Below are 26,335 nucleotides of genomic sequence, written 5' to 3'. Positions count from 1 at the left end.
CCGCGCGAAATACCGGGGGAACCCGCGACTCCGGCCGCGAGGGCAGCGCCGTCATCCCATGACCCGCCGCTGCGCCTCGCCCCACCGCTTGTTCAGGTCGGCGAAGTACGACTCCTTGGAGCCCTTGGCCGCACCACGGGCGATGTCCACCAGCTTCTGCCGGTAGATGTGGCCGGCCAGGTCGATCTCGGAGTCCTTGATGATCTCGTCCTCCTTGCCGGCGTTGGTGGTCGCCGCCGGCAGCTCGACCAGCTCGACCCCGGTGTCCTGGAACGCCTGGAGCGACGCCGGCAGCGGCTGCCCGATGACCGGCGGGATGGCTTCCTGGTCGCCCGCGAAGCCCGACTCGGTCACGAACCAGTCGAGCCAGGCCCGCGCCGTCGCCTTGTTGTCCGACGACTTGCTCACGGCCGCCTTGTAGTCACCCTCGATGCGCGCGTGGAACTTGCCCCCGCTCTGATACGGGAACGGCCAGAACGCGATGTCCGCGGGATCCGCCCCGGCCGCCTTCGCCGCGTCCTTCATCTGCGGCACGGCCCACGAGCCGAGCAACATGGTGGCCACCTTGCCGGTCGCGATCATCGGCTTGGAGCCTTCCCAGTTCGTGGTGAGCGGGTCCTTCTCGCTGAGACCGCCGCGCACGATGTCGAACAGGAGACCGTCGGTGACGTACTCGATCTTGCCGGGTTGCCAGGGCGCGGGGTCGGCCGGGAACTTGTCGTTGATAGCGGGGTCGGCCACGATCGCCCGCTGGCTGTTGAAGAAGCTCAGCGGCCACCCGTCCTTGTAGTTCGTGTAGAACGGCACCGCCCCGGTCTTCGACTTGACCGCGGCCAGGCCGGCCAGGAACTCGTCGGTCGTCGCGGGCGGCGCGGTGATGCCCGCCTGCTGCCAGATCCGCTTGTTGACGACGAACCCGTTGGCCACACCGCCGATCGACAGCCCGTAGACCTGCCCGTCGAACGCCTTCTCGTCGACGAACCGGTATTTCGCTTTCAGATCGGCGGTGCTGCCGAGCGGCTCGAAGAACTGCCCCAGCTGATCCACGGCCACCGTGTTGGGGATGAGCAGCACGTCGCCGTAGTCGCCCGAGCTGAGCTGGGTGGTGACGTCGCCCTCGTAGTTGGTCACCGGCTCGAAGCTGACCTTGGTGCCCGGGTATTCGGCCTCGAACCTCTTCGCGTACGCCGGAAGGGTCGTCTCGGCCAGGTCGGTGCGATTGGTCAGGACCGTGATCTCGCCGGTGACCGCACCGCCGGTCGTGCCCGTCTCGTCGTCCCCGCCCGCGCCGCCGGTGCATCCGGCCGCGAGCGCCAGGGCGGTCGCCGCCACGCCCAGTTCGAGGAAGTGCCGTCTATTGATCATGCCGCTACCCATTCGTCGTCGGGCGCCCAGCATGTGACCTACATTGCCGTCATGTCAACCATAGATTAATAATTTAAGTGGTCGCAGGATCGAGAAACGGCAGGTCGGCGACGGGTTCAGTTCGTGCTGGCTCGGGCCACGATGTGGGCGGCGGGTGCCTCGTAGACGGCCGGCGGCTTCCCGGCCAGGGCGTCGAGCAGAGCTCCCCCGGCCAGCTCCCCGATCCGCCCGACGTCGTGACTCATCGCCGACAACGGCGGCGTGGCCAGCTGGCACAACGCCGAGTCGTCCCACGCGACGACCGAGACGTCGCCGGGCACGGTGAGCGCACGGTCGCGCAGCTCGTCGAGGGCGGCCAGGGCCATCAGATCGTTGTCGCACACGATCGCCGTCGGCCCCTGAGGCAGGAGCGCGGCAGTGGCGGCACGCCCCGACTCGTACGAGTAATCGCCCTCGGCCCGCAGCAGAGCCACACCCCGTACGCCGGCCTCGGTCTCGGCCCCCGCCTGCCGCAGCTGGGTGTGGGCGAAGGTGTGCGGCCCGCTGATGTGCCCGATCACCCGGTGCCCGCGGTCGGCCAGGAACCGCACGGCCTCCTGCGCGAACCCGGCGTCGTCGGTCCACACGGTCGGCAGCCCCGGCGCGGTCGACGGCGCCCCCAGCACCACCGCCGGCAGGCCGAGCCGGGCGATCAGCTCGACCCGGGTGTCGCCCGGCGCCAGGTCGACCAGCACCACACCGTCGACGCGCCCCTGGGCGGCCCAGCGCTCATAGACGGCGCTCTCGGCCGCCCGGTCGGTGACCACCGTGACCAGCACCGACACCCCGGCCGGGGTGAGCACGCGCTCCAGCCCCTCGAGGAACTCGTGGTAATACGGCTCCTCGCCGAGCACCCGCGAGGCACGCGCGAGAACGAGCCCGACCCGCCGCTGCCCCTGTGTCACCCAGGTACGGTAGCGCCTGGGCAGTCGAGCGAGACAAGGACGCACTGATGGCACGTCGAGAAGCGCCCGCGGCCGGGCCGGGCAGCCGCGCCCTCGTCGTGGACGTGGTCCGGTCGGCGGCCGCGGTCAGCCGGGTCGAGCTGGCCGAGCTCACCGGTCTCACCCAGCCGTCCATCTCGGTCATCGTGCGCGACCTTATCGCCGACGGCGTCATCCTCGAGTCCGGCTCGGCCGACTCGGTGCGCGGCGCGCCCCGCAAGCTGCTGGCGATCGCCCCCGGCAGCCGTTTCGGCATCGGCTTCCACCTCGGACCGGAAACGGTCACCTGCGTGGCCGTCGACCTGACCGGCGGGGTGGTCGGCCGCGAGGTGGTCCCGCTCGGCGATCGGCCCGAGCCGGCGCTGCTGGCCACCCGGTTCGACGACTTCACGGCCGGGCTCGACCTGCCCCGCGACCGCGTCGAGGGCCTGGCCGTGGTCGCGCCGGCCGCCCGCGTGGCCCCCGGTTGGGCGAGGGTGCTGGCCGACCGCCTCGGCCTGCCGGTGCTGATCGAGAACGACTCAGCGGCGGCCGCGCTGGGCGAGTTCTGGAGCCGCCGCGTCTCGCGTGACCAGTCGTTCGGCAGTGTCTACCTCTCCACCGGCGTCGGCGCGGGCCTGGTCTTCGGCGGCGCGCTGTTCCGCGGCACGAGCTTTGACGCCGGCGAGCTGGGCCACCTGTCGATCGCGTACGACGGACGGCCGTGCCCCTGCGGCAACACCGGCTGCGTCGAGCGCTACGCGTCGATGGCCGCCACCGTCGAGGCCGCCCGCGCCGACGACGCCCTGGCGGCTCGCTTGCGCTTGCCGGTCTCGGTTCCCAGCGCGTACGACGTTCTGGCCCGGGCCGCCGTGAGCGGTGATCCCGAGGCCTTCGAGCTGGTCGACCGCGCCGCCGCCTACCTGGCCGTGGCCGTCACCTCGATGGTCAACCTGCTCGACCTGGGCCGCCTCGTGCTCACCGGCCCCGGCATGGCGGTGGCGGGGTCGATCTACGCCCGCCGCCTGCGCACCCATCTGGCCGCGACCGCCCACGCCCGGCACCGCCACGAAACCGTCGTGGAGCTCTCGGCCCAGCCCCGGGACGCCGCCGCCATCGGCGCCGCCGCCCTGATGGTGCAGGCCTCCATCGCCCCCGGCCACACCCCGTCGCCCACCGCGCCGGCCCGCTGAGAAACTCGGTGTCCCCGCCGGTCGGCGCCTGCTACACACGGTGCATGCCCGAAGTCGTCCTGCCCGGCGGCAACACGACCGGCGCCGTCCTGATCGACGGCGTCGTCCACAAGCGGGCCGCACCCTGGACGGCGAGCGTGCACGCGGTGTTGCGACATCTGGAGGCGGCCGGCTTCGACGCCGCACCGCGCGCGCTCGGCTTCGACGACCAGGGCCGCGAGATGCTCACCTATCTGCCCGGGGAGACCTTCGCCGGCCGCGACTCCCCGCCCGGCTGGGCGTCGGCCGACGCGATGCTGGCCCAGGTCGGCCGGTGGCTTCGCCGGGTCCACGACCTGACCGCCGGCTTCACCCCGCCGCCGGACGAGCACTGGTTCATCGGCGGCACGATGGGTCCGGGTCTGATCATCGGCCATCAGGACGCGTCCCCGTACAACGCGGTGGTCGACGGCGACCGGCTGATCGGCTTCTGCGACTGGGACGTCGCCGGCCCGTCCACCCCCGACTGGGACCTGGCGTTCTCCGCCCTGACCTGGGTCCCCCTGGCGTCCCCGCACGACGGCGGCCCGGTCAGCGAGCAGGACCGGCGGGAGCGGTCCCGCCGCCTGCATCTCCTGCTCGACGCGTATGGCTACGCCGGCGACCGCCGCGTCCTCGGCGCCGTGGTCCCCCAGCGAGCGCAACGCCAGGCCGCCGTGATCCGCCGGATGGCCGGCGCCGGCGATCCGGCCTCGATCGCCCTGCTGCCCATCGCCGCCCTTCTCGAACGCTCCGCCGCCGACGTCCGGACCCTCCCCGACGCCTTCTGGTCGCCGTGACCGGGAGGGCTACCTCCGGCTCTCCGGCGCGGCATCACCGAGCGACGACCGCAACGCGGCGATCTCCGTCGACGTCGCGTCCAGCGACCGCGTCACGCGCCCCGTCTTCTTTCCCGGCAGTGCCATGGGTTCCGCCCCTCACCGAGATGATCGCCGATGCGTCACAGGGCAGGCGGGGTGGCAAGACGGGCACCGCGAGAATCTGGTGCCGGCGCGCTGGGCCCGCACTTCCCCACAGCGATCGTGGGGTCCCTGCTTAAGATCGGCTCTGTGCCGTCTCCGGAACCCAAGACCTGCGCCTCGTGCGGGCGGGCGATCACCTGGCGCAAGGCGTGGGCCGACGACTGGGATCAGGTGCGCTGGTGCAGCAGTGCGTGCCGGCGACGGGGTTTGCGCGACTGCGACCGGGAGCTCGAGGCGCGGATCCTGGCCACCGCCGGGCGGACCCGGCGCTTCCCGCTCGCCGGCGTCGACGGTGAGCGCGAGGAGGTGCGGCGCGCGGCCCGCCGGCTCGCCGCCGCCGGCCGCGTGCGGTGGACGCAGAAGGGGCGTCCCGTCGATCCCAGCACCGCCCGCGGGGACGTCGAGATCACCGCGACCTGAGCGTCTACGCTGCCGCCATGACTGCCACCATTCAGCTGGTCGGTGCGATCGCCCTGGGCGTGATCCTGCTCGCCGTCATCGTGCTCGGCGTGATCTCCTGGGCCAGGAACCGCGGTCGTCCGCGCGTCGCCGACAACAGCGGCGGCGACTCCGGCGGGACCGGTAACGACCCCACGCCCGGTGACTGGGACAGCGGGTCCCACGGCGGATACTGACCGGCTGGGCCACCACCGCACCTGAGGCGGACTCCTCGCCGGCGCGCCCTGACGGTCGTTCGTCGCCGGCGCGTCCTGGCGGCTGGTCAGCGGTCGTTGGAGCGGCCGCCGAAGATCTGCAGGAAGAACAGGAAGACGTTGAGGATGTCCAGGAAGATCGACGCGGCGATCAGCGGGGCCGAGTTGAGATCCGTGTTGCGGCGCAGGCGCTGGAAGTCGACCATCGTCAGCACGGCGAAGATGACCAGGCCGAGCACCGCGTAGATCAGGGCGCCGTTCGGGATGTTCACGAAGATGAGCACGATGCCGAAGACGATCAGCGCCACCAGCGCCCAGAAGGCGTAGCGGGCCAGCACCGACAGGTCGCGCCGGGTGGCGTAGCCGGCCGCGCCGAAGCCCGCGATGAACAGAGCTGTCGCGCCGCCCGACTGCCACAGCGCCTGCGGGTCCTGGCTGGCGTAGTAGGACAGCGTGGGCGCCACGGCCAGACCGATGAACAGGCCGAACGCGGCGAGCAGCCCGATCGTGAGCTCCCGCGAGCGGCGGGCCGCGAACTGCATGCCGATCAGGGCGGCAAACGAGGCGATGTAGGCGATGATGGCCGTGCCGCCGCCGAGGTCGCGCCCCAGATAGGCGCCGAAGGCGAACAGGGCGGCGGTGCCCGCGACGAAGAGCATCGTCTGGGCGAACAGGATGTGGCTCTGGTCCCGGGCGGCGATGCCCGCCGGGGGGTACGCGATGGAGTCGTCCATGACGTCACTCTGGCCCTTCGTCCCCACCGGCCGGCCCAGGGAAGGTCCCTGGTCTTTCCGGCCCCGGGTGTCGGGCGCGTGGTACCCGGGCGGCCCGGGACGCAGCGCCGCTGCGCGCGGTGTCACCGGTCACGGTCGCGCCGGCGGCAGACCTGCGCAGCTCACGCCCGTTCCCCGGCGCCGCGATGCGGTGCGCGTCACTCGCTGAGGTCGACGATCTCCCGGCCGAGGGGCCAGAAAGCGACCGGTACGAGCTTGAAGTTGGCGATGCCGAACGGGATCCCGATGATGGTCACGCACTGGGCGACGCCGGCCACGATGTGGGTGAGGGCCAGCCACCAGCCGGCCACGACCACCCAGATGATGTTGCCGACGCCGGAGCCGAGGCCCGCGGTGGGGCGGCTGACCACCGTACGGCCGAAGGGCCACAACGCGTAGACCGCGAGCCGCAACGAGGCGATCCCGAAGGGAATCGTCACGATCAGCGCGAAGCAGATGAGGGCGGCCACGCCGTAGCCGATCGCGAGCACGAAGCCGCTGCCGAAGATGAACCAGAGGACGTTCAGGATCAATCGCACAGATCAAGCATGACCGAGGTCCGCCACCGCTCAGTCCTCGCTGGGTTTGCGGCCGGGCTCGTCGGCGATCTCGGACAGGGCGGCGGCGGTGGCCGCCGAGGCGGCTTCCTGATCCGGCGTGACGGGACCGGATGTGACGGGACCTGGTGTGACGGGGCTCGGCGTGACGGGGCTCGGTGTGACGGAGTCCGGTGTGACCGGGTCCGGAGAGTCGGTGGGCTCCTCGGGCTCGCCGTCGGACGGTCCGACGGCCGAGGCCAGCAGCACCGAGTTGGGGATGTTGAGCGGCCCCTCGGTGGTGTCGAGCACGGTGTAGAGCAGCCCGGCGGCGACGATCGTGCCGTAGTGCGGGCCGCCGATCGCCCCCGAGAAGATCCGCACCTGCTGGCCGGGGAGATACGGGCGGGCGAAGAGCAGGACGAGACCGGCGAACAGGTTGCTCAGCACCGGTTGCGCGGCCAGGCCGAGGATCACCCCGGTCACCGCGCCGCCGACCAGCAGGTTGCGCAGCCCGACGCCGAGCAGGTCGCACACCACGACGACGGTGAGCAGATAGCCGGCGAGCTGCACCATCAGGCGCAGCGGCGTGGCCGCCACCTCCCCGCCGCGGGCCTGCGCGATCCGGTGCACCTCGCGCGACGCGGTGCGGGTCGCGGCCAGACCGGCCAGGGCGACCAGCGCGGCGCAGCCCCACGCGATCAGCCGGTCCCGCAGCTCCGGCGAGTCGATGTCGCCGGCCTGCGTGCCCACGATGAGCGCGGCCAGCGCGATCACGCTGAACACCACCGTCTTGCGGAAGTCGGGACGGACGTGCTGATCGAGCACCTTCCACGGTTCGCCCATGATCGACATCCTATCGACACGGTCGGACCGCCGGGCCGCGGCTCGGCCCGGCGACGACGCCGGCCGGCATCACCCGATCGGGTTCTCCCCGGACCGGCGTGAACCGGAGCGGCTCCTCCCCCGTGGTGGCGGCGAACCAACCGCTGACTCGGAGGAACGACATGACCCTCAAGCGCATCGGCGCGGTACTGGCCACCACGGTGGCGACGGCCGCTCTGCTCGCCGGAACCGGCAGCGCAGCCCACGCGAATCCCGGCATCCGCTACGTCGGACCGTCCAACCACTACGTCAACCCGCCCGAGGGGGTCCGCTGTGTGCAGCGCGTCCTCGGGGTGGACGCCGACGGACAGTTCGGCGACGCCACCTACGCCGCGGTCATGCGGTTCCAGGTCGAGCACGGCGTCATGGCCGACGGCATCGTCGGGCCGGCCACCGGCGACCTGGTCGTGCTGGCCACGGAGGAGGCCGACCGCTTCACCTGCGCCCGCTTCCTGCCGACCACGTTCATCCTCATGGACGACGACGGTGACACCGCCGAGGGCGGCACCGTCCACAACAGGCGGGCCGACGGCGACGCCGGCGCGGCGGTGTCCTTGGGCAAGCCGATCGGCGGCTGCGTCGTCGACGGCGTGAAGAGCCATCTCACCGGCCCGGGCCGCCTGGCCAAGGTGATCTGGAAGCGCCGCCTGCCGACCGCCGCCGAATGGCGCAAGGCCCCCAATCCGTTCCTGTTCACCGGGGGCCTGCTCTATTGCACCCTGCTTAAGTAGCGAGCCGGCTCCTCATCGAGGCGAGCACGTCGTCGTAGTGCTGGTTGCGCATCACGCCGAGCACGTTGCCGAAGGGGTCGAGCACCGACGCGGTCACGTAGCCGGGGCCGCGCTCGGTCGGCTTGTCGTGCTCGGTCGCGCCCAGCGTGAGCAGTCGGCCGTGGGCGGCCTCGACGTCGTCCACGGCCCAGTAGACGATCACGCCGGCCGGCTGACCGCCGCCGAGCGGGTGCGGGGCGAACCGGCTGTTGAGGATGCCGAACTCGTGCTGGTAGTCGCCGATGCGCCATTCCAGGTAGGCGCCGTCGCGGACGAAGTAGGGCTCGACTTCGAAAACCTCGGTGTACCAGGCCCGGGCGGCGTCGAGGTCGTCGGCGAAGAGGGTGACGGTGGTGAGTCCGCGAAGCGCTGCTGAAGTGGTCATGGACTCATCCTCCGCCGTAAAGTGCTCACCTTCTGAGCACTTTTCCGGGCAGTATTCGGGGCATGCGAGCCGACCGTCTTGTCGCCGCCCTCCTGCTGATGCAGCAGCGGGGCCGGGTCACCGCCGCCGAACTGGCGGCCGAGCTGGAGGTCTCGGTGGCCACCGCCCGCCGCGACCTCGAGGCGCTGTCGGCGGCCGGCATCCCGGTCTATCCGCAGCCCGGCCGGCATGGCGGCTGGCAGCTGGTCGGCGGGGCGCGCACCGACCTCAGCGGGCTGACGGCGTCCGAGGCGCGGGCGCTGTTCCTGCTGGCCGGGCCGGCCGCGTCGACCTCCGACGAGGTCAAGGCGGCGCTGCGCAAGCTGTTGCGGGCGCTGCCCGAGACCTATCGGACCGAGGCCCAGGCGGCGGCCGGCGCCACGCTGATCGACCCGTCCCGCTGGGGCGAGAACACCCGCGACCGCCCCGAAGCGGTGCGGCGGGTGCAGGAGGCGGTGGTCCGGCGGCACCGGATCCGGTTCCGCTACAAGGACGTACGGCGGGAGGCCGACCCGTGGGGGCTGATCGACAAGGACGGCGTGTGGTATCTGATCGCCGGCACCGAGCGGGGGCAGCGCACGTTCCGGCTCGACCGGATCGGCGACCTCGAGACGACCGGCGCCACCTTCGACCGGCCCGGCGACTTCACGCTCGACGCGGCCTGGGATCAGGTGGTCGGCACGATCGAGGAACGCCGCTCGCGCACCTGGGCCACCGTGCTGATCCCGGAGCGCTTCGTGTGGGTGCTGCGTGACCACTTCGGACGCCACTGCCACCCCGGTGACCCGCTCGGCGACGGCCGGGTGCGGGTCCGGGTCGGCGCCCCGACGCCCCGCGACATCGCCCGCACGCTCTCCGGCTGGGGTTCGGCCGTCGAGGTGGTCGAGCCTCCCGCCGTACGGTCGGAACTGGCCCGCATCGGCTCGGAGCTCACTTCTCGGTACGGCTCCTGACAAAGGCGTCCACCGCGTCGATGACGAAGCTGTAACGCAGCGACCAGAGCAGATCGAAGGTGTGCTGAACGCCGGGCAACTCGACCAGCGCGAGCCCGCCCGTGGTGAGCACCGCCACGGCGACGGCGATCAGGCATCAATCTCTCCTCAGGATCAGGACGTAGGCGGTGAGCGTGACCGCGGCGGCCACGACGAAGGTGGCCGGGTAACCGAGTGGGACGACCAGGAGACCCGCACCGAGGGCGCCGGCCGCCATGCCGAGGTCGTAGGCGATGTTCCAGACCGCGCTGACCGTGCTCTCGTCGCCGGCCGGCATGCGGTCGTACATCAGGGCCAGCGTCGCGTTCTGCAGCAATCCGAACCCGGCGCCGAAGATCAGGGCCGCCGCGATCACGGCCGCCGGCCGGCCGATCAGCGCCAGGCCGGCCGTGCCCGCCGCGCTCAGCGCCAGCCCCGGCGCGAGCAGCCGGCTCTGACCGTGCCGATCGCCGAGGCGTCCGGCGGCCCAGCGCGCGGCGGTCGCGGCCGACGGCTGCACCAGCAACGCGACCGCGGTGACCGCGGCGTGCTGACCGCCGAGCGCCAGCGGCAGGAAGGTCACGAAGACCCCGAGGGCGGCGGTCGAGGCGGCGAAAATGGTCGCCGGGCGCAGCAGCTTCCACGGCGCCTGGGCCGGGCCGGCCACCGTCGAGCTCCGATGGGGAATCCCGGGGACGGACACCAGCGCGAGCAACGTGATGACCGTCGTCGCCACGAACACCGGCGAGAAGCCCCAGCGGCTCGCGGCCCACACCCCGGCCGGCAGGGCCAGCAGGCTCGACACCCCGCTGACCAGTCCGACCAGGGCCAGGCCCTCGCCGCGACGCCCGGCCGGGATCAGCATGGCGGTCAGCGCTCCGCCGGCCACGGTGCAGATCGCGAACCCGAGGCCGCGCACCACGCACACCGCGAGGATCACCCACGGCTCGGCGCTGACCGTCAGCGCGAGGGTGGGCACGCCCAGGAGCACCAGCCCCAGGGCCAGCGCCGCCCGGTAGCCGATCCGGCCCACCAGCCGCGGGGTGGCCATCTCGCCGGCCACCGTGGCCAGCAGCAGGGCGACCGTGGCGGTGCCGGCCCCGGACGGCCCGGCGAACATCGGCACGACCGACAGCGGCAGGAAGAACCCGATCGACGAACCGAGAATCGACACGCACCGCAGCAGCAGCGGGCCGGTTATCAGTCCGCTGTGGACCGGTTGAGTCGTCGTCATGCTCATCACGCTAGGAGGGCGCCGGGCCACTGGTAAGGTCCAGTTCCATGCCCGTCGAGTGGGCCGGTTCGGGGCCTTCGCTTCTCGTGACCATCGACCGTGGGAGCGGCACCGGGTTGCGGTCGCAGCTGGAGGATCAGGTGCGCGCGGCGATCCGGGACGGTCGCCTGGCCGCCGGCGAGCCGCTGCCCTCCTCCCGCGAGCTGGCCCGCACGCTCGGCCTGTCACGCGGGCTCGTCCAGGACTGCTACGCCCAGTTGCAGGCCGAGGGCTATCTCACCAGTCGCCCCGGATCGGCCACCCGGGTGGCGGCCCTCTCCTTCCCGGCGCCCCGCCCCGGCCCGGTCCCGGCCGCGCGCGGCGGGTTCGCGGTGGCCGACTTCCGGCACGGGGTCCCCGACCTGGGGCTGGTGCCGCGCGAGGACTGGGCCTGGGCGGTCCGGGAGGCGTGCCGCACGATGCCGGACGCGGCCTTCGACTACGGCGAGGCCGCCGGGCCGTCGCGGCTGCGGGAGGTGCTGGCCTCCTACGCCGTACGGGTGAGAGCCGCCACCGCCACGGCCGGTGATGTCATCGTCGGCACCGGCACGCAGCAGTCGCTCGGCCTGGTCATCGACGCGCTGGCGGCCGCCGGGGTGACCACGGTCGCCGTCGAGGACCCGGGCAGCGGCGCCACCGTCACCGGCCTGGCCACGGCGGCCGGCCTCACCTGCGTACCCGTGCCGGTCGACGACGACGGCCTGGACGTCGGCGCCCTGCGCCGCACCGGGGCCCGGGCCGTGCTGGTCACCCCGGCCCACCAGTGGCCGACCGGCGTGGTGCTCACCGGCCCCCGCCGCCGGGACCTGATCGCCTGGGCCCGCGAGCACCGCGGCACCATCATCGAGGACGACTACGACGCCGAGTTCCGCTACGACCGCGACCCGGTCGGCTCCCTGCAGGGCCTGGCCCCCGACTGCGTCGTCTCCCTGGGCACGGTGAGCAAGTCGCTGGCCCCCGCCCTGCGCCTGGGCTGGATCATCACCCCGCCCCGCCTGCGGGAGGCGATCGCCCACGGCAAGTGGCTGGCCGACCGGGGCAGCCCCGTCGTCGACCAGTACGCCCTGGCCGTCCTGATCGAGTCCGGCCGCTACGACCGCCACCTGCGCCGCATGCGGGCCGAATACGCCACCCGCCGCGGCACCCTGATCACCGCCGTGGCCCGCCACGCTCCCCACCTGGCGGTGACCGGCCTGGCCGCCGGCTTCCACGCCGTGCTCAACCTCTCCCCCACCACCGACGAGCAGCACCTGATAGCCGAGGCCGCTGATCGTGGCGTAGGCCTCTACGGCATGGCCACGAGCCGCCCTCGCCTGATTCTCGGCTTCGGCAACACCCCGAGCCGCACGATCGAGGCCGGCCTGGCCGCGATCGCCGATCTGCTCGCCGCCTGACATCCCCGCGACCGCTGCGGCAGGATTGCCCCATGATCAGAACTGCCGAGGTGGGCGACGTCCCGCAGATCCGGGCCATGATCCGGGAGCTCGCCGAGTACGAACGGGCCCCCGGCCAAGCCAAGGCCAGTGAGGCCCAGCTGGTCGAAGCGCTGTTCGGCGCGGACCCGGCCGCTTCCGCGCTGATCGCCGAGGACGACCGTACGGACATCGTCGGATACGCGGTGTGGTACCCGTTCTTCTCGACCTGGACCGGCACCCGCGGCATGCACCTGGACGATCTCTACGTGCGGCCGCACGCGCGGGGTGAAGGCCATGGCCGGGCCCTGCTCGCCGCTCTGGCCGCCGCGTGCGTCGAGCGCGGTTACGAGCGCTTCGAGTGGCGGGTGCTGAACTGGAACGAGCCGGCCATCGGCTTCTACCGCTCGCTCGGCGCCGAACTGCTGGACGAGTGGACGGTGTGCCGGCTGAGCGGCGAGCCCCTGACGGTCCTCGCCCGCCAGGCCCCCGCCGCCCCCTGAGCTAAGGCCTGTCCTGTCGATCACGTGGGAGTGAGGCACAGGACAGGCCTTAGCCGGTCAGCTGGTGCTCGCTGTCGCGCACGCGGGAGCCGGGTGAAGTGCGGGGCACGGTCAGGGTGAAGACCGCGCCGTGCGGGTGGTTCGGCTCGTACGCGACGTCGAGACCACCCGCCAGCGCCAGCTGACGCACCAGGTAGAGCCCGAGCCCGGTGCCCGCCGTGGTGGTCGCGACGCCCGAGCCGGCGCGGGCGAAGCGGTCGAACAAGTGCGGCACGAACTCGGGCGGCACCCCCTCGCCGTGGTCGGCCACCCGGATGGTCACGAGCTCCCCGGCGTTGGACACGGTCACCTCGATCGGCGGGCGGCCGTACTTCGAGGCGTTGGTGAGCAGGTTGCCCAGGATGAGCTGCAGCTGACCCGGGTCGGCCAGGCCGGTCGTCTCGTCCGGGGCGATGACCGAGATCGGGGTGCCGGCGCTGACGTGGTGGGCCGTCACGGCCTCACGGACGGCGTGCGCGAGGTCCATGCGCACCGGGCGGGCCGGCATCGCGCCCGCGTCGAACTGGGCGAGCATCAGGATGTCGGTGACCAGGTCGTTCGCCCGGTGCCCGGCCACCGTCATCCGCCGTACGTCATGGGTCTTGGCGTGCTCGGGCATGGTGTCCCACTCCTCCAGCAGGAGCTCGCCCAGCCCGACGATCTTGGCCAGGGGCTGGCGGACGTCGTGGCTGAGCATCGCCATCACGTCGGCCAGGTGGGTGTTGGCGTCCTGCAGCTCCTCGGCCCGGCGGGCGAGCTCGGCCTGGTTGCGGTCGCGTTCGCGCTCCAGGGCGTTCTGCTCGGAGGTGTCGATGATCTGGGTGGCGAAATACAGCGGGCGGTCGTCCTCGTCGCGCAGCACCGCGCTGGTGATCGACGCCTCGACGACCTCGCCGTCGGCCCGGACGTAGCGCTTCTCGAGATCGAAGCCGTCGAGCCGCCCGTTCAGGCAGTCCCGCATGCGGCCGGTGGTCAGGCCCATGTCGTCGGGGTGGGCGAAATCCTCGACACTGCGGCCGATCAGCTCCTCCTCTCCCCGGCCGAAGATCTGACCGGCGGCCGGGTTCACCCGCAGGCAGCGGCCGGTCAGGTCGGTGAGCACCATGCCGATCCGGGAGCCGTCGAAGACCTTGCGGAAGCGGCGTTCGCTGAGCAGCAGGTCGCGGCGGCTCGCCCGGGCGCGGCCCATGGCCAGCACCACGGCCAGGCCGACCAGCGCGGCCCCGCCCAGGGCGACCCGGCCGGCCACCTCGGTGTTGTGCAGCGAGGCGTAGAGCACGTCTTCGCGTACGGTCGCGGACAGCCGCCACGGGGTGCCGGCGACCGGCACGGACGAGTAGCGCCACCAGGTCCCCCCGGACTCGTAGCGGCCGCCGGCGTCCCGCGCGAGCGCGGCGGCCAGCGCCGGCTCCTGGTTGCCCAGGGTGGGTTGGGTGGTGGTGAACGGCCGGGTGGCGGCGACGATGGCACCGGCCGCGTCCTCGAGTTGCACGCGGGCGCCGTCCAGCGACAGGGCACTGGTGAAGTACGACGCCAGCGGGCTGGCCCGGATCGGCAGGGCCCCGGAGAAGACGCGGCGGCCCCCGGCGGTCTCGAACGGCACGGCGAAGGCGACGACCGGGATGCCGCGGGTGGCCGAGTCGACCACTCCGGAGACGGCCGGTCGGCCCTCCAGCGCCGCGCGCAGATGGTCGTAGCGGCTCGCCAGCTCCTGGCCGATCGACCCCGGATCCTCGGGAACGACGTTCAGCACGCGACCCCGGCCATCCAGCAGCAGGGCGGCCGGGTAGCCGAAACCGGTCACCGCCCGCTGGAAGTCGCGGGCCGTGACGACCGGGTCGGCCAGGGAGGCCTGGGCCTGCAGGCGTTCGCGGGCGAGGGCCTCGGCCGCGACCCCGCTCATGAAATCGCCCAGCGTGCCGACCCCGTTGTCGAAGCGCCCGGCCACCGCGTCGCGGCTGCGGTCCTGCTGCCACAGCAGCAGCGTGCTGCTCAGGAGTCCCACCAGCAACCACACCATCAGGGGCATCACGGCGGGACGCCCCCATTGGTTGCTCACGCGTGGCACACGCATACCCGATATTCGGCACCGCGGCCCATGTGCTGAGCGGTGCCGCGCGGCAGGCCGGTGCCTGCCGCGCGGCCGGGCTCGTCAGCTCGCGGCTCCGGCGAGCGCGGGCTGCCAGACGTACGTCTGCGGGGTGACCCGGGCGACGGCCGACGAGCGGAAGTTGGCCTCGACCTGGGCCAGCTCGCGCGCGTTGGGGTAGGAGCTGGTGCACGAGATCGGGGCGCTGCTGCCCGACATCAGGTCGGCGCACAGGCCGGTGCGGCGGTCGGGCAGGCCGAGGATGTGACCCAGCTCATGGGCGGCGATCCGCGGCGGGTAGTAGCCCTGGTCGACGGCCTGGCGACCCATCCAGACCCGGCCGTTGCCGAGCGAGGTGGTCTGGGCCCGGGGCCAGCCGTTGTCGGCGTAGATGCGGATGTTGGGCGTGCGGCCGGCGGTGACCGGTTCGAGGCGCACGTTCGTGGCGCGACTGTTCCAGATCTGGGCGCCCTGGTTGACCACGGCCACGAACTCCTGCGCCTGACTGGCGTCGTAGTAGAGGACGCGGGGCGCGGCCGAGGCCGGAGCCGAGCCGGCCACCAGCACACCGGCGAACGCGACGGCCGAGAACAGCGCGGCCGCCATCCGTCGTAGAAACATCAGACCCTCCTGCGGGGGGATTGGGGGTGTCCTGCCCCGACCCTAGTCACGCAAAGACCGTCATCGATGTCCGGCGGACATACCGAATACGTCCTACCGTGGTGGCGCGGCCGTCACGTGCGCGACGACCAGGTCGCCGATCATCTGGCGCTGGTGGGTGCGCAGGGACGGATCGAGCAGGTCGCGGTCGAAGATGGCCCGGAACGTGTAGCGGTTGGCCCCGCGGAAGATGCAGAACGAGCTGATGATCATGTGGACGTCCAGGGCGTCGAGGTCGTCGCGGAACAGGCCGGCCTCCACGCCGCGCCGCATGATGCGGGTCAGGACCTCGAGCGCGGGGGCGGCCAGGCCCTCGCGGACCTCGCTCTTGAGCAGGTGCTGGGCGTAGTGGATGTTCTCGATCGCCACCAGGCGGACGAAGTCCTGGTGCTCCTCGTGGTGGTCGAAGGTGAGCTCGGCCAGCTTGCGCAGCGCCTCGACCGGCTCCAGGTGGTCGACGTCGAGCTTCTGCTCGAGCAGCCGGATGCGCTGGTAGGCCTGTTCGAGGACGGCGAGGTAGAGCCCCTCCTTGCCGCCGAAGTAGTAGTAGATCATCCGCTTGGTGGTGCGCGTCTTGGCCGCGATCTCGTCGACCCGCGCGCCCGCGTAACCCTGATCGGCGAACTCGTGCGTCGCGACCTCGACGATCTCGGCCCGGGTGCGCTCGGCATCCCGGACCCGCTCACCGGGCGACGCCGCTCCCGCTGCCATCCGTTTCCTCTCCTGCCCGCCTTCACCCGACTCTAGTCGCGCCCGTCCGCTTCGCTGAGCCGACGCCCGGCACGGACGCTCCGGGCAGACCTTTCAAGTCGGCGGCGGGGCTGCCGATGGGGACGGCCGACATTCGCAGGGGACGGGAAAGACATGCCTCGATACTTTCGGGTGCACGGGCTCGAATTGGCCGGCGCACTGCTCGTCGTGCTGTGCGCGGCCTGGTTCTTCGCCGGGCTGACGCACACCTATGCGCATCCGGTGATCGGCTGGGTGCCGCTGCCGGTCGGCGCCGCCCTCGCGGGGATCGCTTGTCTGCGGGCGGCCCGCGACCAGCGCCTGGACGCGGGCACGAGGCGCTTCTGGCGGCATCTCTCGGTGGCGAGCGCCTTCTTCACCGCCGGCAGCGTCAGCAACGCGGTCGACGCGGTCGGCGGAGCGATGCCCTCGCAACGCATCGGGCCGGTGACCGTCGCCCTCTATCTCGCCGTGCTCGGCCTGGTCATCTGGGCACTGCTGCGGCTGCCGTCCTGGCAGCGCAGCCGGGCCGACTGGATCCGCTTCGGCCTGGACGCCTGCATGGTCCTGGTCACGCTGGGCGCGCTGGTCTGGCATCTCTCCCTGCGCGACCACGACCGCTGGATGGCCCAGACCGGTTCGGCCGGTCCGATGCTGGCCATCATGCTGTCGGCCTTCGTCGGTGTCGCGACCTTCGTCAAGGTCGGTTTCGCCGGGGCCGGCCGGCTCGACCGGCAGGCGATCCACATCCTGGCGGTGGGCGCGTCGATCGCCGCGTCGCTGGGCGGCATGTCACCGTTCATCAGCGACTACGTCCATCTGTCGAGCAGCCTGCTGGCCGTACCGGTCGCCGCGCTCACCATCAATCTCGCCGCCGCCCGCCAGTGGTCGAACGGCGACCGTACGCCCGCAACCCGCCGCGTCTCGCAGCGGATCAGCGTCCTTCCCTACGCCGCCGTCGCCATCACCGACGTCCTGCTGCTCTCGACCGGCACCGGCGACGCCACCGAGACGACCACGATGCAGATCGCCGCCGTCGTGCTCACGGCCCTGGTCGTGGTGCGGCAGATCCTGGCCCTGCGCGACAACCAGCGGCTGGTCGACGAGCTGCGCGACTACCAGACGAAGCTGACCCACCAGGCCACCCACGACAGTCTCACCGGTCTGGCCAACCGGTCCCGGATGGAGCAGCACCTCGCGCAGCTGCTGGGCGAGCGCGGCCGCTTCCACGTCGCCCTGCTCGATCTGGACGACTTCAAGACCGTCAACGACCGGCTGGGCCATCACGTCGGCGATCTGCTCATCGGGGTCACCGGCCGCCGGCTGACCGAGGTGGTCGGCGGCCGGGGCTCCGTCTCGCGTCTGGGCGGCGACGAGTTCACGATCGTCATCCCGGACGGCGGCGACGTCGAAGTGCTCCTGCGCAAGGTGATCCGCGCGGTCGGCGCGCCGGCCGAGCTGGCCGGCCACACGGTGGTCACGGCGGCCAGCGTCGGCGTCACGACCACCCGCCCCGGCGACGTCCCGGCCGAGCTGCTGCGGCGGGCCGACGTCGCCATGTACGCGGCGAAGAACGCGGGCGGAAACGCCTGGCACTGGTTCGACGCGGCCATGGACCGGGCCGCCGACGCCGAGGCCCGCTTGGCCGCCGAGCTGCGCCGGGCCCCGGCCGAGGGACAGCTGACGGTTCTCTACCAGCCCATCGTCACCCTCCCCGGCGGCTCCCCGATCGGGGCCGAGGTGCTGCTGCGCTGGCGGCACCCCGAGCACGGGCTGCTCGGACCGGACGCCTTCATCCCGCTGGCCGAGAACAACGGTTCCATCGTCGAGATCGGTGACTGGGTGCTGCGCGAAGCTGTACGCCAGTCGGTGGACTGGCGCCGCCGCCTCGGCGACCGGGCGCCCGGGCGGATCAGCGTCAACGTCTCGGCCCGCCAGCTGGAGGACCCGCACTTCGTCGACCGGGTGGCCGCGCTGCTGACCGGGAACGACGTGGAGCCGGATCGGCTGATGCTCGAGGTCACCGAGACGGCCGTGCTGGCCGCCGATCTCGCGGTCGCGCAGCTGCACCGGCTCAAGGCCCTCGGCGTACGGATCGCCCTCGACGACTTCGGCACCGGGCACTCGTCGCTCAGCCTGCTGCTCGACTGCCCGGTCGACGTCCTGAAGGTCGACAAGTCCTTCGTCAGCGGCGCCACCGCGGGGCAGGCGGGCGAGATCATCGTACGGAATCTGATCGGCTTCACCAGCGACTTCGCCATCGATGCGGTCGCCGAGGGGGTCGAGACCGAGGCCCAGGCGGCCCAGTTGTCCGAGGCGGGTTACCAGTTCGCCCAGGGCTACCTCTTCGGGCGGCCGATGACCGCGGCCGCCCTCGAGGACCTCTTCACGAACCGGGTGCCTACAGGCGCTGCAGCTGCGTGACCACCATGGCCACGGCGAAGAAGCCGTAGAAGCCGATGGCCACGAGCATCCCGCCGAGGCGCCAGCCGCGCAGCCGCACCTCCGCCACCAGGTCGCGCGTGTTCAGCCGGACCAGCAGAATCGAATAGAGCAGGGTGACCACCGACGCGGCGCAGGTGGAGACGATGAGCAGGCCCAGCGGCTGGCTGAAGCCGGCCAGCAGGATGGCCGAGCCCAGCACGATCTCGGCCCAGACGACGGTCAGGTAGAGCCGCGGCTCGGTCCAGCGGGCCGAGGTCATCAGGTAGTTGCGGCGCAGGAAGTCCGAGGCGACCCGGCCGATGATGTCGAGCAGGCCCATCGCCGCCGCCCACAGCGACACCACGGCGACCGCCAGGAAGAGCACCTTGAGCCAGGGACCGACCTGGTCGGCCAGGAGGCCGGCCTCGATGCGCAGGAACGAGGTGTCGTTCTTGACGTCGTCCCGCCCGAACAGCAACTGGTAGGCCAGCAGGCACATGATGGTGATGGTCACGAAGCAGACCGTCACAAAGGTGGCCAGGTGCTCGGCGTTGGCCCGCTTCCACCAGACCTGCCAGCGAGCGAGGTTGGCCTCGTCGACCGGGAACGTGTAGCGGTCGGTGCCGGCCGCCTCCTCGCGGCCGGTGATCGGCGAGACGAGCCGCGGGACGTGCGCGCCCATGCCGTAGCGCTTGTCGCGGATCCAGTTGCTGAGCACCAGATTGTGCACGCCGCCCGCGCCGGCCGCCCCGATCGCGCTCAGCAGCAGGGTGAAGGTGATGCCGTCGGGGATCTGGCCGAACTCGGTGACCGTGGCCGTGGCGCCGTCGCCCCAGGTGCCCAGCGAGATCACGAAGACGACCACGACGAGCAGGAAGAAGATGGTGAGGCCGACCTTGACGACCTCGACCCGCTCGACGGTGTTGTAGACCACTTTGGACACCGAGAGCAGGACGCCGATGACGACGAGCGTGGCCACCGTGATCCAGACCGGGTCGCCCCCGCCGACCAGATAGGTCAGCACGGTGCTGCCGCTCGTGGCCCAGCCCGGCCAGACGTACTGGAACGCCCCGGCCAGGCAGATCAGGATCCCCCAGCCCTTCCACCAGCGGGAGAAGCCGGCCACCACGGTCTGACCGGTGGCCAGGGTGTAGCGCTCGATCTCCATGTTGATGACGAACTGGACGGCGAGGGTGCAGAAGGCCAGCCACAGCAGGCCGAGACCGCCGATCGCGGTCAGGTAGGGCCACAGGATGATCTCGCCGGCGGCCATGCCGATGCCCACGGCGACCACGCCGGGGCCGACCATGCGGCGCAGGGACAGGGGTTCGGGGAGGTCGCGGGTCTCAGCGGGCGCTCGGGTCGGGGAGGGGTTCATGGCGGTCTCCGTTTTTCTGGAGTACGGCGTCGAGGTGGCGCAGCATCCGCGCGGTGTCGGGGGTCCGCCCGGTGAACAGCTCGAAGGCGGCGGCGGCCTGGTAGGCGCACATCGCCGTCCCGCCGACCGCTCGCAGCCCGGCGTCGCGGGCCGCCCGCAGCAGCGGCGTCTCGACCGGCATGTAGACGATGTCGGCGACCCACAGGCCGCGGTGGAGCAGCTCGGCGGGCAGCGGCAGTCCCGGGTGGGCCCGCATGCCGACGGGGCTGGCGTTGACCAGTCCGCCGGCGCCGGCGATCGCCGCGGGCAGGTCCTGCGGCGCGGCGACCGTGAGGCGGGGATCGTCGAACCGGGCGGCGAGCTGCTCACGCCGGCCCGCGTCCGGGTCGACCACGGTCAGCTGCTCGACGCCCAGGGTGAGCTGGGCATAGGCACACGCGGCACCGGCACCGCCGGCCCCGGTCTGCACGACCCGGCCGGTCACCAGCTCGCGGTAGGCCTCGGTGAAGCCGTACGCGTCGGTGTTGTGGCCGAACCGCCGGCCGTCGCGGAAGACGACGGTGTTGACCGCGCCGATCGCCCGGGCCTGCGGGGACAGGTGGTCGAGGAGGCCGATCACCTGTTGCTTGAAGGGATGGGTGATGTTGACTCCGGCGAAGCCGGTGGACTGCACCGTGGTGAGCAGCTCACCGAGCGACGCCGGTGAGCCGGTGTCGAACAACTCGTAGCTGAGGTCGAGGCCGTGTCCCCGGCCCTCGGCCTCGTGCAGCGCCGGGGACAGCGAGGTGCCGATGCCGGCCCCGATCAAGCCACAGCGCATGCTCCCGGCTCCCGTGGATCGCTAATGTACGAACTGGTACGTTAGTTAAACACTGTGACCGGGGCCACTGTCAAGAGCGAGAGCCGCCCGCCTCCGGATCGGAAGCGGGCGGATCGTCCGGTCAGACGGCGGCGACGGCCTCGAGGATCGTCTCGGCCACGGCCTGGGGCTGCGAGACGCTCAGGGCGTGCGAGGCGCCGGCGATCTCGCGGGCGGTCTTGGCGCCGGCCCGGGTGGCCATCCAGCGGTGCAGCTCGACCGGGATGTTGAGGTCGGCGTCGCTGTAGACGAACCAGGACGGCCGGGAGCCCCACGCGGGCTCGTCGGCGGCCAGGGCCGTGGCCAGCGCGGCCTCGGTGACCGGGCGCTGGGTCGCGGCCATCAGGGCGGCCTGGGCGGGCGGCACGTCGGCGCAGAACTGGTGGTGGAAGACATCGCGGCGGATGGTGAACTCGTTGCCGCCGGTGGAGACCGGAGTGGCGGTCAGCGCGTCGCCGAGCGTGCTGCCGGGGAACTTCAGCGACAGCGCGAACGCCGACTCGCCGGTGGCGGGGGCGAACGCGTCGACGTAGACGAGACCCTTCACCTCGTCGTTGCCGGCGGCCGCCTCGGTCGTCACCATGCCGCCGTACGAGTGGGCGACCAGCAGGACCGGCCCGCCCACCCCGTCGATGACGTCGCTCAGGTATTGCGCGTCGCCGGCCAGGCTGCGCAACGGGTTCGCCACGGCGATGACGTCGACCGACGCGCCGGTCAGGCGCTCGATCACGCCGTTCCAGCTGGCGGCCTCGGCGAACGCACCGTGCACGAGCAGGACAGTGGGCTGGGTGTCGTTGGGCATGATCTTCCCCTTCGGGTGCGGTGTTGCGGTCCATCAGCCGTGACCGGACAGCCCGCGCGGTTGTGACGGAGTCGATCGTCACTGGGCCCGATCCTGGCTTTCGGGCTCGCGACCGGGCCAGGATGAGATGCCGGGAGGGGGCGACCATGAGTCTGGGTGATCTGGACGAGGCCACACAGGTCTTCACGCAGGTGCGGCCACGCCTGTTCGGCATCGCTTACCGCATGCTCGGCAGTGCCGCCGAGGCCGAGGATCTGGTGCAGGACGTCTGGGTGCGCTGGCAGACGTACGACCGGGACCGGGTCGACCATCCGGCCGCGTTCCTGGCCACCACGACCACCCGGCTCGCGATCAACAACCTCCAGTCGGCCCGGGTGCGCCGGGAGACGTATGTCGGACCGTGGCTGCCCGAGCCGATCGACACCGGTGCCGACCCCTATCTGGGCGCCGAGACCGGCAACGCGCTGGAGTTCGCCGTCCTCATGCTGCTGGAGAAGCTGACCCCCACCGAGCGGGCGGCCTATGTGCTGCGGGAGGCGTTCGACTACCCGTACGGCCAGATCGCCGACATCCTCGGGAGCAACGAGCCGGCCGTGCGCCAGCTCGTCAGCCGGGCCCGCAAGCACGTCGCCGGTGAGCGCAAGGCGCCGGTGTCGACCACCGCCCAGCGCGAGCTGCTCGCCACCTTCATCTCCGCCGCCCGCTCGGGTGATCTGGCCGCGCTCGAGAAACTGTTCGCCGACGAGGTGGCCAGCATCTCCGACGGCAACGGGGCCCGGCAGGTCTCGCGGCGCGCGGTGGTCGGCGCGGCCCGCGTGGCCAGGTATATCGCGGCTTTCTCGGCCTGGTGGTGGGACGGCGTCGAGGTCCGCTTCATCCCGGCCAACGGGCAGACCGCCGCCGTCCTGCACCGCGGCGACGAGACGCTGGCGGTGCTGACGATCGACGCCTCCCCCGACGGCATCGAGCAGGTCCTCTGGATGATGAACCCGGAGAAGATCGCCGCCGTCGGCTGATCGATCGGCCCCGGCTGTCACAGAACCGCCTCGTGCCCGGTCTCAGCGGGCGACAAGCTCGTCAGCCCGCCGACGGCGGGAGAAACCGAGGGCACGATGCGGACGATCCTGGTGGTCGGCGGTGGCTATGCCGGCTTCTACACGGCGTGGAGGCTCGAGAAGAAGCTCCGCGAGGACGAGGCGCGGGTCATCGTCGTCGACCCCCGCCCGTACATGACCTATCAGCCTTTCCTGCCCGAGGTCGTGGCCGGCTCGGTCGAGGCCCGGCACGCCGCTGTCGCGCTGCGCCGGCACCTGAGGAAGACGACGCTCATCACCGGCACGGTCACCCGGATCGACCATGCCCACCGGACGGTCGTCATCCGGCCCGCCGTGGGCGGGAGCTTCTCCCAGACGTACGACATCCTGGTCGTCACGGCCGGGGCGGTCACCCGCAAGCTCGCCATCCCGGGCGTCGCCGAGCACGCGATCGGCATGAAGCACGTCGAGGAGGCGGTGGCCATCCGCGACCGCCTGCTGACCGCCTTCGACCAGGCCGCCATCCTTCCCCGCGGACCTCAGCGGCAACGCCTGCTGACCGTCACGTTCGTGGGCGGCGGCTTCTCCGGGGTCGAGGGCTTCGGCGAGTTGCTGTCACTGGCCCGTTCGCTGCTCAAGAAGTATCCCGAGCTGGACGCGTCGGAGCTGAGCTTCCACCTGATCGAGGCCCGCGACCGCATCCTGCCCGAGGTGACCGACGAGCCCGGCCGCTGGGTGGTGCGCCACCTGGAGAAGCGGGGCGGGCACGTGCACCTCGACGCGCGACTGCGCTCGGCCGAGGACGGGCACATCGTGCTCTCCACCGGCGAGGAGTTCGACTCGGAGCTGATCGTGTGGACTGCCGGCAACGGCGCCAACCCGATGGTGCACAACCACACCGACCTGCCGATCGACGCCCGCGGCCAGGTCGTGGTGCGCGCCGATCTGCGGGTGGGCACCGACGCCGAGCCGGTCGGGGACGCGTGGGCCGCCGGCGACGACGCCGCGGTGCCCGACCTCGCCGTCCGCCGGCCGGGTGCGGCGACCGTGCCGAACGCGCAACATGCCGTACGCCAGGGGAAGTTGCTCGCCAAGAACCTGATCGCCTCGCTGCGCGGGCACCCGACGAAGCCCTATCGGCACGCCGGCCTGGGCACCGTGGCCACGCTCGGTCTCGGCCACGGCATCTTCCAGTGGCACGGCATCGTCATCAAAGGTTTCCCAGCCTGGGTCATGCACCGTGGCTATCACGTGCTGGCCGTGCCCACCTGGGAGCGCAAGGTGCGCGTGCTCGCAGTGTGGGCGACGGCCCTGCTCTACGGGCGCGACATCGTCTCACTCGCCTCGGTGCAGGATCCCCGGCGGGCATTCCAGACCGGCGGCGAGCCGGGCGCTGAGCCGGTGGGTGCGACCGCCGGCCACCGTGGCTGACGGGAGCCGCCCGGCTGATGCATGTGGTCCACCTGCTCGCCGGCGCCTGCGCCGCCGCTGACCCGGCCGCCATCGAGTTGTTGCTGGCCCCCGGTGTCGTGGCGGTCTGCGACGGCGGCGGTCAGGTGCCCGCCCCGCCCGAGCCGGTGCGGGGCGCGGCCGAGGTCGCCCTGCTCCTGGCCGGCCTGTTCGCCGGCCTGCTGCTCACGGTGAGCATGGTGAACGGCGGGCCCGGCATCGTCGGGCGCCGCGACGACGGCAGCCCGGTGGCCGTCCTGGTGGCCACCGGGTCCGCGCGGGAGATCGGCGCGCTCTGGATCGTCCTCAACCCCGGCAAGCTGCATCGCTGGACCTTGTACTCGTAGACCATGGTTACCGCCCGCGGGCCGCGCCAAGGTGGAGACAAATCCGCTGACGACCTGGGAGATTCTCGTGAAGACCAAGCTGGCCGTGGTGACCGGGGCGAGCAGTGGCGTGGGCCTGGGACTGGCCACCCGCCTCGCCGCCGACGGCACCGAACTGGTGCTGGGAGTCCGTGACCGCGCCAAGGGCGAGGCCGCCGTCGCCCGCATCCGGGCCGAGGCGCCGGGCGCCCGCGTCACACTCGCGACGCTCGACCTGGCCTCGCTGGCCTCGGTGGCCGAGTTCGCCGGGACGATCGACCGGCCGGTCGACATCCTGATCAACAACGCCGGCGTGATGGCGCCACCCGTCCGGCACACGACCGCCGACGGCCTGGAGCTGCAGTTCGGCACCAACCACATCGGGCACTTCGCGCTGACCGCCCGGCTGCTGCCCCAGCTGATCGCCGGGCAAGCCCGGGTCACCACGCTGACGAGCAGCGCCGCCCGCAGCGCCAAGCTGACCTGGGACGATCTGCAGAGCGTCCGCGACTACGCGGCCATCAAGGCCTACGGGCAGTCGAAGCTGGCGAACCTGCTCTTCGCGCTGGAGCTCGACCGGCGGTCCCGCGCCGGGGACTGGGGCCTGGTCAGCAACGCCGCGCACCCGGGCACAACGCTGACCGGCCTCTATGCCGCCGGGCCGAACCTGGGCCGGGACAAGCCGGCCCGCCTCGAAGCCATCATGGCGCGTCTCGCCCGCTGGGGGGTCTTCGTGCAGGGGGTCGATCAGGGGCTGCGCCCGGCCCTGTACGCGGCCACGAGCCCGTCCGCCGCGGGCGGGCGGCTCTACGGGCCCGACGGTCTCGGGCAGTTCACCGGGAAGCCGACCGAGCTGGCGATCTATCGCCCGGCCCGGGACCTCGCCGCGGCGAGCCGGCTGTGGGACGTGTCGGCCGAGCTGGCCGGCGTGGACTTCGCGAGGGTGTGACGATGGACCGCGCGCTGCTCGCCGACTACCTGCGCAGCCGCCGGGAGGCGCTGCAACCTGAGGACGTGGGGCTGCCCCGCGGCGGCCGGCGGCGCACGCGCGGTCTGCGGCGGGAGGAGGTCGCGGTCCTGGCCGGCATGTCGATCGACTACTACACCCGGCTGGAGCAGCCGCGCGGGCCGCACCCCTCGAAGCAGATCCTGGAGGCGCTGGCCCGCGCGCTGCGGCTCTCGCTCGAGGAGCGGGAGCACCTGTTCCGGCTGGCCGGCTATGCGACCGGGCGGCGGGCGGGCGGCTCGGAGCACATCAACCCGGGCATGCGGCGGATCTTCGACGGTCTGCGCGGGGCGGCGGCTCAGGTGGTGAGCCCGCTCGGGGAGACGCTGCTGCAGACGCCGCTGTCGGTCGCCCTGATCGGGGACGAGAGCGTCCACAGCGGACTCGCGCGGAGCAAGCACTACCGCTGGTTCACCGATCCGGCGGAGCGGCTGGTCTATCCGGCCGAGGACCGCGCGGAGCAGAGCCGGCTGATCGTCGCCGATCTGCACTCGTCCTACACCCGGGACGGCCGGCAATCCCGTACGGGGGCTCTGGTCTCCGCCCTTCTCGAGCAGAGCGAGGAGTTCGCGGCGCTGTGGCGGGAGCACCCGGTGGCCGGGCCGTACTGCGGTCAGGTGCGGCTGATCCATCCTCAGGTCGGTGCGATCGAGCTGTTCTGTCAGCGGCTGGTCGACCCGGACCAGTCGCAGCAACTCGTCGTCTACACCGCGACGCCGGGCACCGAGAGTGCCGAGAAGCTGGAGTTGCTCTCGGTTCTCGGCGCCCAGCGCCTCTGAG

28 protein-coding genes are annotated in these 26,335 nt (G+C 72.1%); 14 read left to right on the top strand and 14 right to left on the bottom strand.

The window, feature by feature from the left end; genetic code table 11:
- Positions 1-51: 51 nt before the first annotated feature.
- Both NAG42_RS27905 and NAG42_RS27900 read right to left on the bottom strand, forming a co-directional pair.
- Complete coding sequence (locus NAG42_RS27905) at positions 52-1,365, bottom strand: ABC transporter substrate-binding protein (protein ID WP_250034701.1); 1,314 nt, start codon at positions 1,363-1,365, stop codon at positions 52-54.
- Positions 1,366-1,481: 116 nt separating this feature from the next.
- Positions 1,482-2,309, bottom strand: a complete 828-nt coding sequence (locus NAG42_RS27900; RefSeq protein WP_250034699.1) for a LacI family DNA-binding transcriptional regulator — start codon at positions 2,307-2,309, stop codon at positions 1,482-1,484.
- A gap of 47 nt (positions 2,310-2,356) precedes the next feature.
- On the opposite strand from NAG42_RS27900, the gene NAG42_RS27895 reads away from it, so the two are divergent.
- From NAG42_RS27895 to NAG42_RS27880, 4 genes are all read left to right on the top strand, one after another.
- A complete protein-coding gene (locus tag NAG42_RS27895; RefSeq protein ID WP_250034698.1) occupies positions 2,357-3,520 on the top strand; it encodes an ROK family protein in 1,164 nt (387 codons plus the stop codon).
- Between the two features lie 44 nt (positions 3,521-3,564).
- Complete coding sequence (locus NAG42_RS27890) at positions 3,565-4,338, top strand: phosphotransferase (protein WP_250034697.1); 774 nt, start codon at positions 3,565-3,567, stop codon at positions 4,336-4,338.
- A gap of 270 nt (positions 4,339-4,608) precedes the next feature.
- Positions 4,609-4,941, top strand: coding sequence for a DUF2256 domain-containing protein (locus NAG42_RS27885; protein WP_250034696.1), 333 nt, complete (start codon positions 4,609-4,611; stop codon positions 4,939-4,941).
- A gap of 17 nt (positions 4,942-4,958) precedes the next feature.
- Entirely contained in the window at positions 4,959-5,156 is a 198-nt protein-coding gene (locus NAG42_RS27880; RefSeq protein ID WP_250034695.1) for a hypothetical protein, read from the top strand.
- Positions 5,157-5,242: 86 nt separating this feature from the next.
- On the opposite strand, the gene NAG42_RS27875 is transcribed toward NAG42_RS27880, so the two are convergent.
- The 3 genes from NAG42_RS27875 to NAG42_RS27865 all read right to left on the bottom strand — a co-directional run bounded on the left by NAG42_RS27875 (position 5,243) and on the right by NAG42_RS27865 (position 7,329).
- Positions 5,243-5,908, bottom strand: a complete 666-nt coding sequence (locus NAG42_RS27875) for a Bax inhibitor-1/YccA family protein (protein ID WP_250034694.1) — start codon at positions 5,906-5,908, stop codon at positions 5,243-5,245.
- Positions 5,909-6,105: 197 nt separating this feature from the next.
- On the bottom strand, positions 6,106-6,486 hold the full coding sequence (locus NAG42_RS27870; RefSeq protein WP_250034693.1) for a YccF domain-containing protein: 381 nt from the start codon (positions 6,484-6,486) through the stop codon (positions 6,106-6,108).
- Between the two features lie 30 nt (positions 6,487-6,516).
- The gene (locus NAG42_RS27865) at positions 6,517-7,329 is read right to left on the bottom strand and encodes a mechanosensitive ion channel family protein (RefSeq protein WP_250034691.1); all 813 of its coding nucleotides are present in this window, start codon (positions 7,327-7,329) and stop codon (positions 6,517-6,519) included.
- 161 nt (positions 7,330-7,490) lie between these two features.
- Here NAG42_RS27865 and NAG42_RS27860 point away from each other — a divergent pair, with 161 nt between their 5' ends.
- The gene (locus tag NAG42_RS27860) at positions 7,491-8,099 is read left to right on the top strand and encodes a peptidoglycan-binding domain-containing protein (RefSeq protein ID WP_250034689.1); all 609 of its coding nucleotides are present in this window, start codon (positions 7,491-7,493) and stop codon (positions 8,097-8,099) included.
- Here NAG42_RS27860 and NAG42_RS27855 read toward each other — a convergent pair.
- Positions 8,092-8,523, bottom strand: a complete 432-nt coding sequence (locus NAG42_RS27855; protein ID WP_250034688.1) for a VOC family protein — start codon at positions 8,521-8,523, stop codon at positions 8,092-8,094. The two genes, NAG42_RS27860 and NAG42_RS27855, sit on opposite strands and share 8 nt — an antisense overlap.
- 62 nt (positions 8,524-8,585) lie before the next feature.
- On the opposite strand from NAG42_RS27855, the gene NAG42_RS27850 reads away from it, so the two are divergent.
- Entirely contained in the window at positions 8,586-9,515 is a 930-nt protein-coding gene (locus NAG42_RS27850) for a helix-turn-helix transcriptional regulator (protein WP_250034687.1), read from the top strand.
- On the opposite strand, the gene NAG42_RS27845 is transcribed toward NAG42_RS27850, so the two are convergent.
- Together NAG42_RS27845 and NAG42_RS27840 are read right to left on the bottom strand one after the other, a co-directional pair.
- On the bottom strand, positions 9,493-9,633 hold the full coding sequence (locus tag NAG42_RS27845) for a hypothetical protein (protein WP_250034686.1): 141 nt from the start codon (positions 9,631-9,633) through the stop codon (positions 9,493-9,495). The two genes, NAG42_RS27850 and NAG42_RS27845, sit on opposite strands and share 23 nt — an antisense overlap.
- A gap of 18 nt (positions 9,634-9,651) precedes the next feature.
- The gene (locus NAG42_RS27840) at positions 9,652-10,767 is read right to left on the bottom strand and encodes an MFS transporter (RefSeq protein ID WP_250034685.1); all 1,116 of its coding nucleotides are present in this window, start codon (positions 10,765-10,767) and stop codon (positions 9,652-9,654) included.
- A 47-nt stretch (positions 10,768-10,814) separates the two neighbouring features.
- Here NAG42_RS27840 and pdxR point away from each other — a divergent pair, with 47 nt between their 5' ends.
- Together pdxR and NAG42_RS27830 are read left to right on the top strand one after the other, a co-directional pair.
- Positions 10,815-12,200: a MocR-like pyridoxine biosynthesis transcription factor PdxR gene (pdxR, locus tag NAG42_RS27835; RefSeq protein ID WP_250034684.1), complete on the top strand. Its 1,386-nt coding sequence runs from the start codon at positions 10,815-10,817 to the stop codon at positions 12,198-12,200.
- 32 nt (positions 12,201-12,232) lie between these two features.
- Complete coding sequence (locus NAG42_RS27830) at positions 12,233-12,721, top strand: GNAT family N-acetyltransferase (RefSeq protein ID WP_250034683.1); 489 nt, start codon at positions 12,233-12,235, stop codon at positions 12,719-12,721.
- A 49-nt stretch (positions 12,722-12,770) separates the two neighbouring features.
- Here the strand turns inward: NAG42_RS27830 and NAG42_RS27825 are convergent, their stop codons facing one another.
- The 3 genes from NAG42_RS27825 to NAG42_RS27815 form a co-directional block, all read right to left on the bottom strand.
- Positions 12,771-14,780 (bottom strand): sensor histidine kinase, encoded by a 2,010-nt coding sequence (locus NAG42_RS27825; RefSeq protein WP_250034682.1) that lies wholly within the window; start codon positions 14,778-14,780, stop codon positions 12,771-12,773.
- Positions 14,781-14,912: 132 nt separating this feature from the next.
- Positions 14,913-15,470: a snapalysin family zinc-dependent metalloprotease gene (locus NAG42_RS27820; RefSeq protein WP_250034680.1), complete on the bottom strand. Its 558-nt coding sequence runs from the start codon at positions 15,468-15,470 to the stop codon at positions 14,913-14,915.
- A gap of 93 nt (positions 15,471-15,563) precedes the next feature.
- Positions 15,564-16,220, bottom strand: a complete 657-nt coding sequence (locus NAG42_RS27815) for a TetR/AcrR family transcriptional regulator (RefSeq protein ID WP_250034678.1) — start codon at positions 16,218-16,220, stop codon at positions 15,564-15,566.
- A gap of 153 nt (positions 16,221-16,373) precedes the next feature.
- Between NAG42_RS27815 and NAG42_RS27810 the strand changes: the two genes are divergently transcribed.
- The gene (locus NAG42_RS27810; protein ID WP_250034676.1) at positions 16,374-18,662 is read left to right on the top strand and encodes a putative bifunctional diguanylate cyclase/phosphodiesterase; all 2,289 of its coding nucleotides are present in this window, start codon (positions 16,374-16,376) and stop codon (positions 18,660-18,662) included.
- Here the strand turns inward: NAG42_RS27810 and NAG42_RS27805 are convergent.
- The 3 genes from NAG42_RS27805 to NAG42_RS27795 form a co-directional block, all read right to left on the bottom strand.
- Positions 18,640-20,040, bottom strand: coding sequence for an Nramp family divalent metal transporter (locus tag NAG42_RS27805; RefSeq protein WP_250034675.1), 1,401 nt, complete (start codon positions 20,038-20,040; stop codon positions 18,640-18,642). The genes NAG42_RS27810 and NAG42_RS27805 overlap by 23 nt on opposite strands.
- Positions 20,009-20,860 carry a shikimate dehydrogenase gene (locus tag NAG42_RS27800; RefSeq protein WP_250034673.1) on the bottom strand — a complete coding sequence of 284 codons (852 nt, stop codon included), beginning with the start codon at positions 20,858-20,860 and terminating at the stop codon, positions 20,009-20,011. Before NAG42_RS27800 ends, NAG42_RS27805 begins: the two co-directional genes overlap by 32 nt.
- Positions 20,861-20,981: 121 nt before the next feature.
- Entirely contained in the window at positions 20,982-21,701 is a 720-nt protein-coding gene (locus NAG42_RS27795; protein WP_250034671.1) for an alpha/beta fold hydrolase, read from the bottom strand.
- Between the two features lie 146 nt (positions 21,702-21,847).
- Between NAG42_RS27795 and NAG42_RS27790 the strand changes: the two genes are divergently transcribed.
- The 5 genes from NAG42_RS27790 (at position 21,848) to NAG42_RS27770 (ending at position 26,334) form a co-directional block, all read left to right on the top strand.
- A complete protein-coding gene (locus NAG42_RS27790; RefSeq protein WP_250034669.1) occupies positions 21,848-22,717 on the top strand; it encodes an RNA polymerase sigma-70 factor in 870 nt (289 codons plus the stop codon).
- Between the two features lie 96 nt (positions 22,718-22,813).
- The gene (locus NAG42_RS27785) at positions 22,814-24,166 is read left to right on the top strand and encodes an NAD(P)/FAD-dependent oxidoreductase (RefSeq protein WP_250034667.1); all 1,353 of its coding nucleotides are present in this window, start codon (positions 22,814-22,816) and stop codon (positions 24,164-24,166) included.
- A gap of 17 nt (positions 24,167-24,183) precedes the next feature.
- Positions 24,184-24,531: a sigma-70 family RNA polymerase sigma factor family protein gene (locus NAG42_RS27780; protein WP_250034665.1), complete on the top strand. Its 348-nt coding sequence runs from the start codon at positions 24,184-24,186 to the stop codon at positions 24,529-24,531.
- A gap of 67 nt (positions 24,532-24,598) precedes the next feature.
- Complete coding sequence (locus NAG42_RS27775) at positions 24,599-25,498, top strand: SDR family oxidoreductase (RefSeq protein WP_250034663.1); 900 nt, start codon at positions 24,599-24,601, stop codon at positions 25,496-25,498.
- A gap of 2 nt (positions 25,499-25,500) precedes the next feature.
- The gene (locus NAG42_RS27770; protein WP_250034661.1) at positions 25,501-26,334 is read left to right on the top strand and encodes a helix-turn-helix transcriptional regulator; all 834 of its coding nucleotides are present in this window, start codon (positions 25,501-25,503) and stop codon (positions 26,332-26,334) included.
- The last annotated feature ends 1 nt before the right edge of the window (position 26,335 follow it).

The sequence above is a fragment of the Paractinoplanes maris genome, from assembly GCF_023544465.1.
Taxonomy (GTDB): domain Bacteria; phylum Actinomycetota; class Actinomycetes; order Mycobacteriales; family Micromonosporaceae; genus Actinoplanes; species Actinoplanes maris.
This window is presented reverse-complemented; position numbering and strand designations above follow the sequence as displayed.

Bases quoted from the DNA above. Each gene is read 5' to 3' on its own strand.
- NAG42_RS27770 (WP_250034661.1), top strand. From the start codon at position 25,501: ATGGACCGCGCGCTGCTCGCCGACTACCTGCGCAGCCGCCGGGAGGCG.
- NAG42_RS27820 (WP_250034680.1), bottom strand. From the start codon at position 15,470: ATGTTTCTACGACGGATGGCGGCCGCGCTGTTCTCGGCCGTCGCGTTC.
- NAG42_RS27850 (WP_250034687.1), top strand. From the start codon at position 8,586: ATGCGAGCCGACCGTCTTGTCGCCGCCCTCCTGCTGATGCAGCAGCGG.
- NAG42_RS27860 (WP_250034689.1), top strand. From the start codon at position 7,491: ATGACCCTCAAGCGCATCGGCGCGGTACTGGCCACCACGGTGGCGACG.
- NAG42_RS27795 (WP_250034671.1), bottom strand. From the start codon at position 21,701: ATGCCCAACGACACCCAGCCCACTGTCCTGCTCGTGCACGGTGCGTTC.
- NAG42_RS27865 (WP_250034691.1), bottom strand. From the start codon at position 7,329: ATGGGCGAACCGTGGAAGGTGCTCGATCAGCACGTCCGTCCCGACTTC.
- NAG42_RS27785 (WP_250034667.1), top strand. From the start codon at position 22,814: ATGCGGACGATCCTGGTGGTCGGCGGTGGCTATGCCGGCTTCTACACG.
- NAG42_RS27880 (WP_250034695.1), top strand. From the start codon at position 4,959: ATGACTGCCACCATTCAGCTGGTCGGTGCGATCGCCCTGGGCGTGATC.
- NAG42_RS27790 (WP_250034669.1), top strand. From the start codon at position 21,848: ATGAGTCTGGGTGATCTGGACGAGGCCACACAGGTCTTCACGCAGGTG.
- NAG42_RS27810 (WP_250034676.1), top strand. From the start codon at position 16,374: ATGCCTCGATACTTTCGGGTGCACGGGCTCGAATTGGCCGGCGCACTG.
- NAG42_RS27895 (WP_250034698.1), top strand. From the start codon at position 2,357: ATGGCACGTCGAGAAGCGCCCGCGGCCGGGCCGGGCAGCCGCGCCCTC.
- NAG42_RS27815 (WP_250034678.1), bottom strand. From the start codon at position 16,220: ATGGCAGCGGGAGCGGCGTCGCCCGGTGAGCGGGTCCGGGATGCCGAG.
- NAG42_RS27905 (WP_250034701.1), bottom strand. From the start codon at position 1,365: ATGATCAATAGACGGCACTTCCTCGAACTGGGCGTGGCGGCGACCGCC.
- NAG42_RS27805 (WP_250034675.1), bottom strand. From the start codon at position 20,040: ATGAACCCCTCCCCGACCCGAGCGCCCGCTGAGACCCGCGACCTCCCC.
- NAG42_RS27855 (WP_250034688.1), bottom strand. From the start codon at position 8,523: ATGACCACTTCAGCAGCGCTTCGCGGACTCACCACCGTCACCCTCTTC.
- NAG42_RS27800 (WP_250034673.1), bottom strand. From the start codon at position 20,860: ATGCGCTGTGGCTTGATCGGGGCCGGCATCGGCACCTCGCTGTCCCCG.
- NAG42_RS27875 (WP_250034694.1), bottom strand. From the start codon at position 5,908: ATGGACGACTCCATCGCGTACCCCCCGGCGGGCATCGCCGCCCGGGAC.
- NAG42_RS27825 (WP_250034682.1), bottom strand. From the start codon at position 14,780: ATGGTGTGGTTGCTGGTGGGACTCCTGAGCAGCACGCTGCTGCTGTGG.
- NAG42_RS27890 (WP_250034697.1), top strand. From the start codon at position 3,565: ATGCCCGAAGTCGTCCTGCCCGGCGGCAACACGACCGGCGCCGTCCTG.
- NAG42_RS27840 (WP_250034685.1), bottom strand. From the start codon at position 10,767: ATGACGACGACTCAACCGGTCCACAGCGGACTGATAACCGGCCCGCTG.
- NAG42_RS27780 (WP_250034665.1), top strand. From the start codon at position 24,184: ATGCATGTGGTCCACCTGCTCGCCGGCGCCTGCGCCGCCGCTGACCCG.
- NAG42_RS27830 (WP_250034683.1), top strand. From the start codon at position 12,233: ATGATCAGAACTGCCGAGGTGGGCGACGTCCCGCAGATCCGGGCCATG.
- pdxR (WP_250034684.1), top strand. From the start codon at position 10,815: ATGCCCGTCGAGTGGGCCGGTTCGGGGCCTTCGCTTCTCGTGACCATC.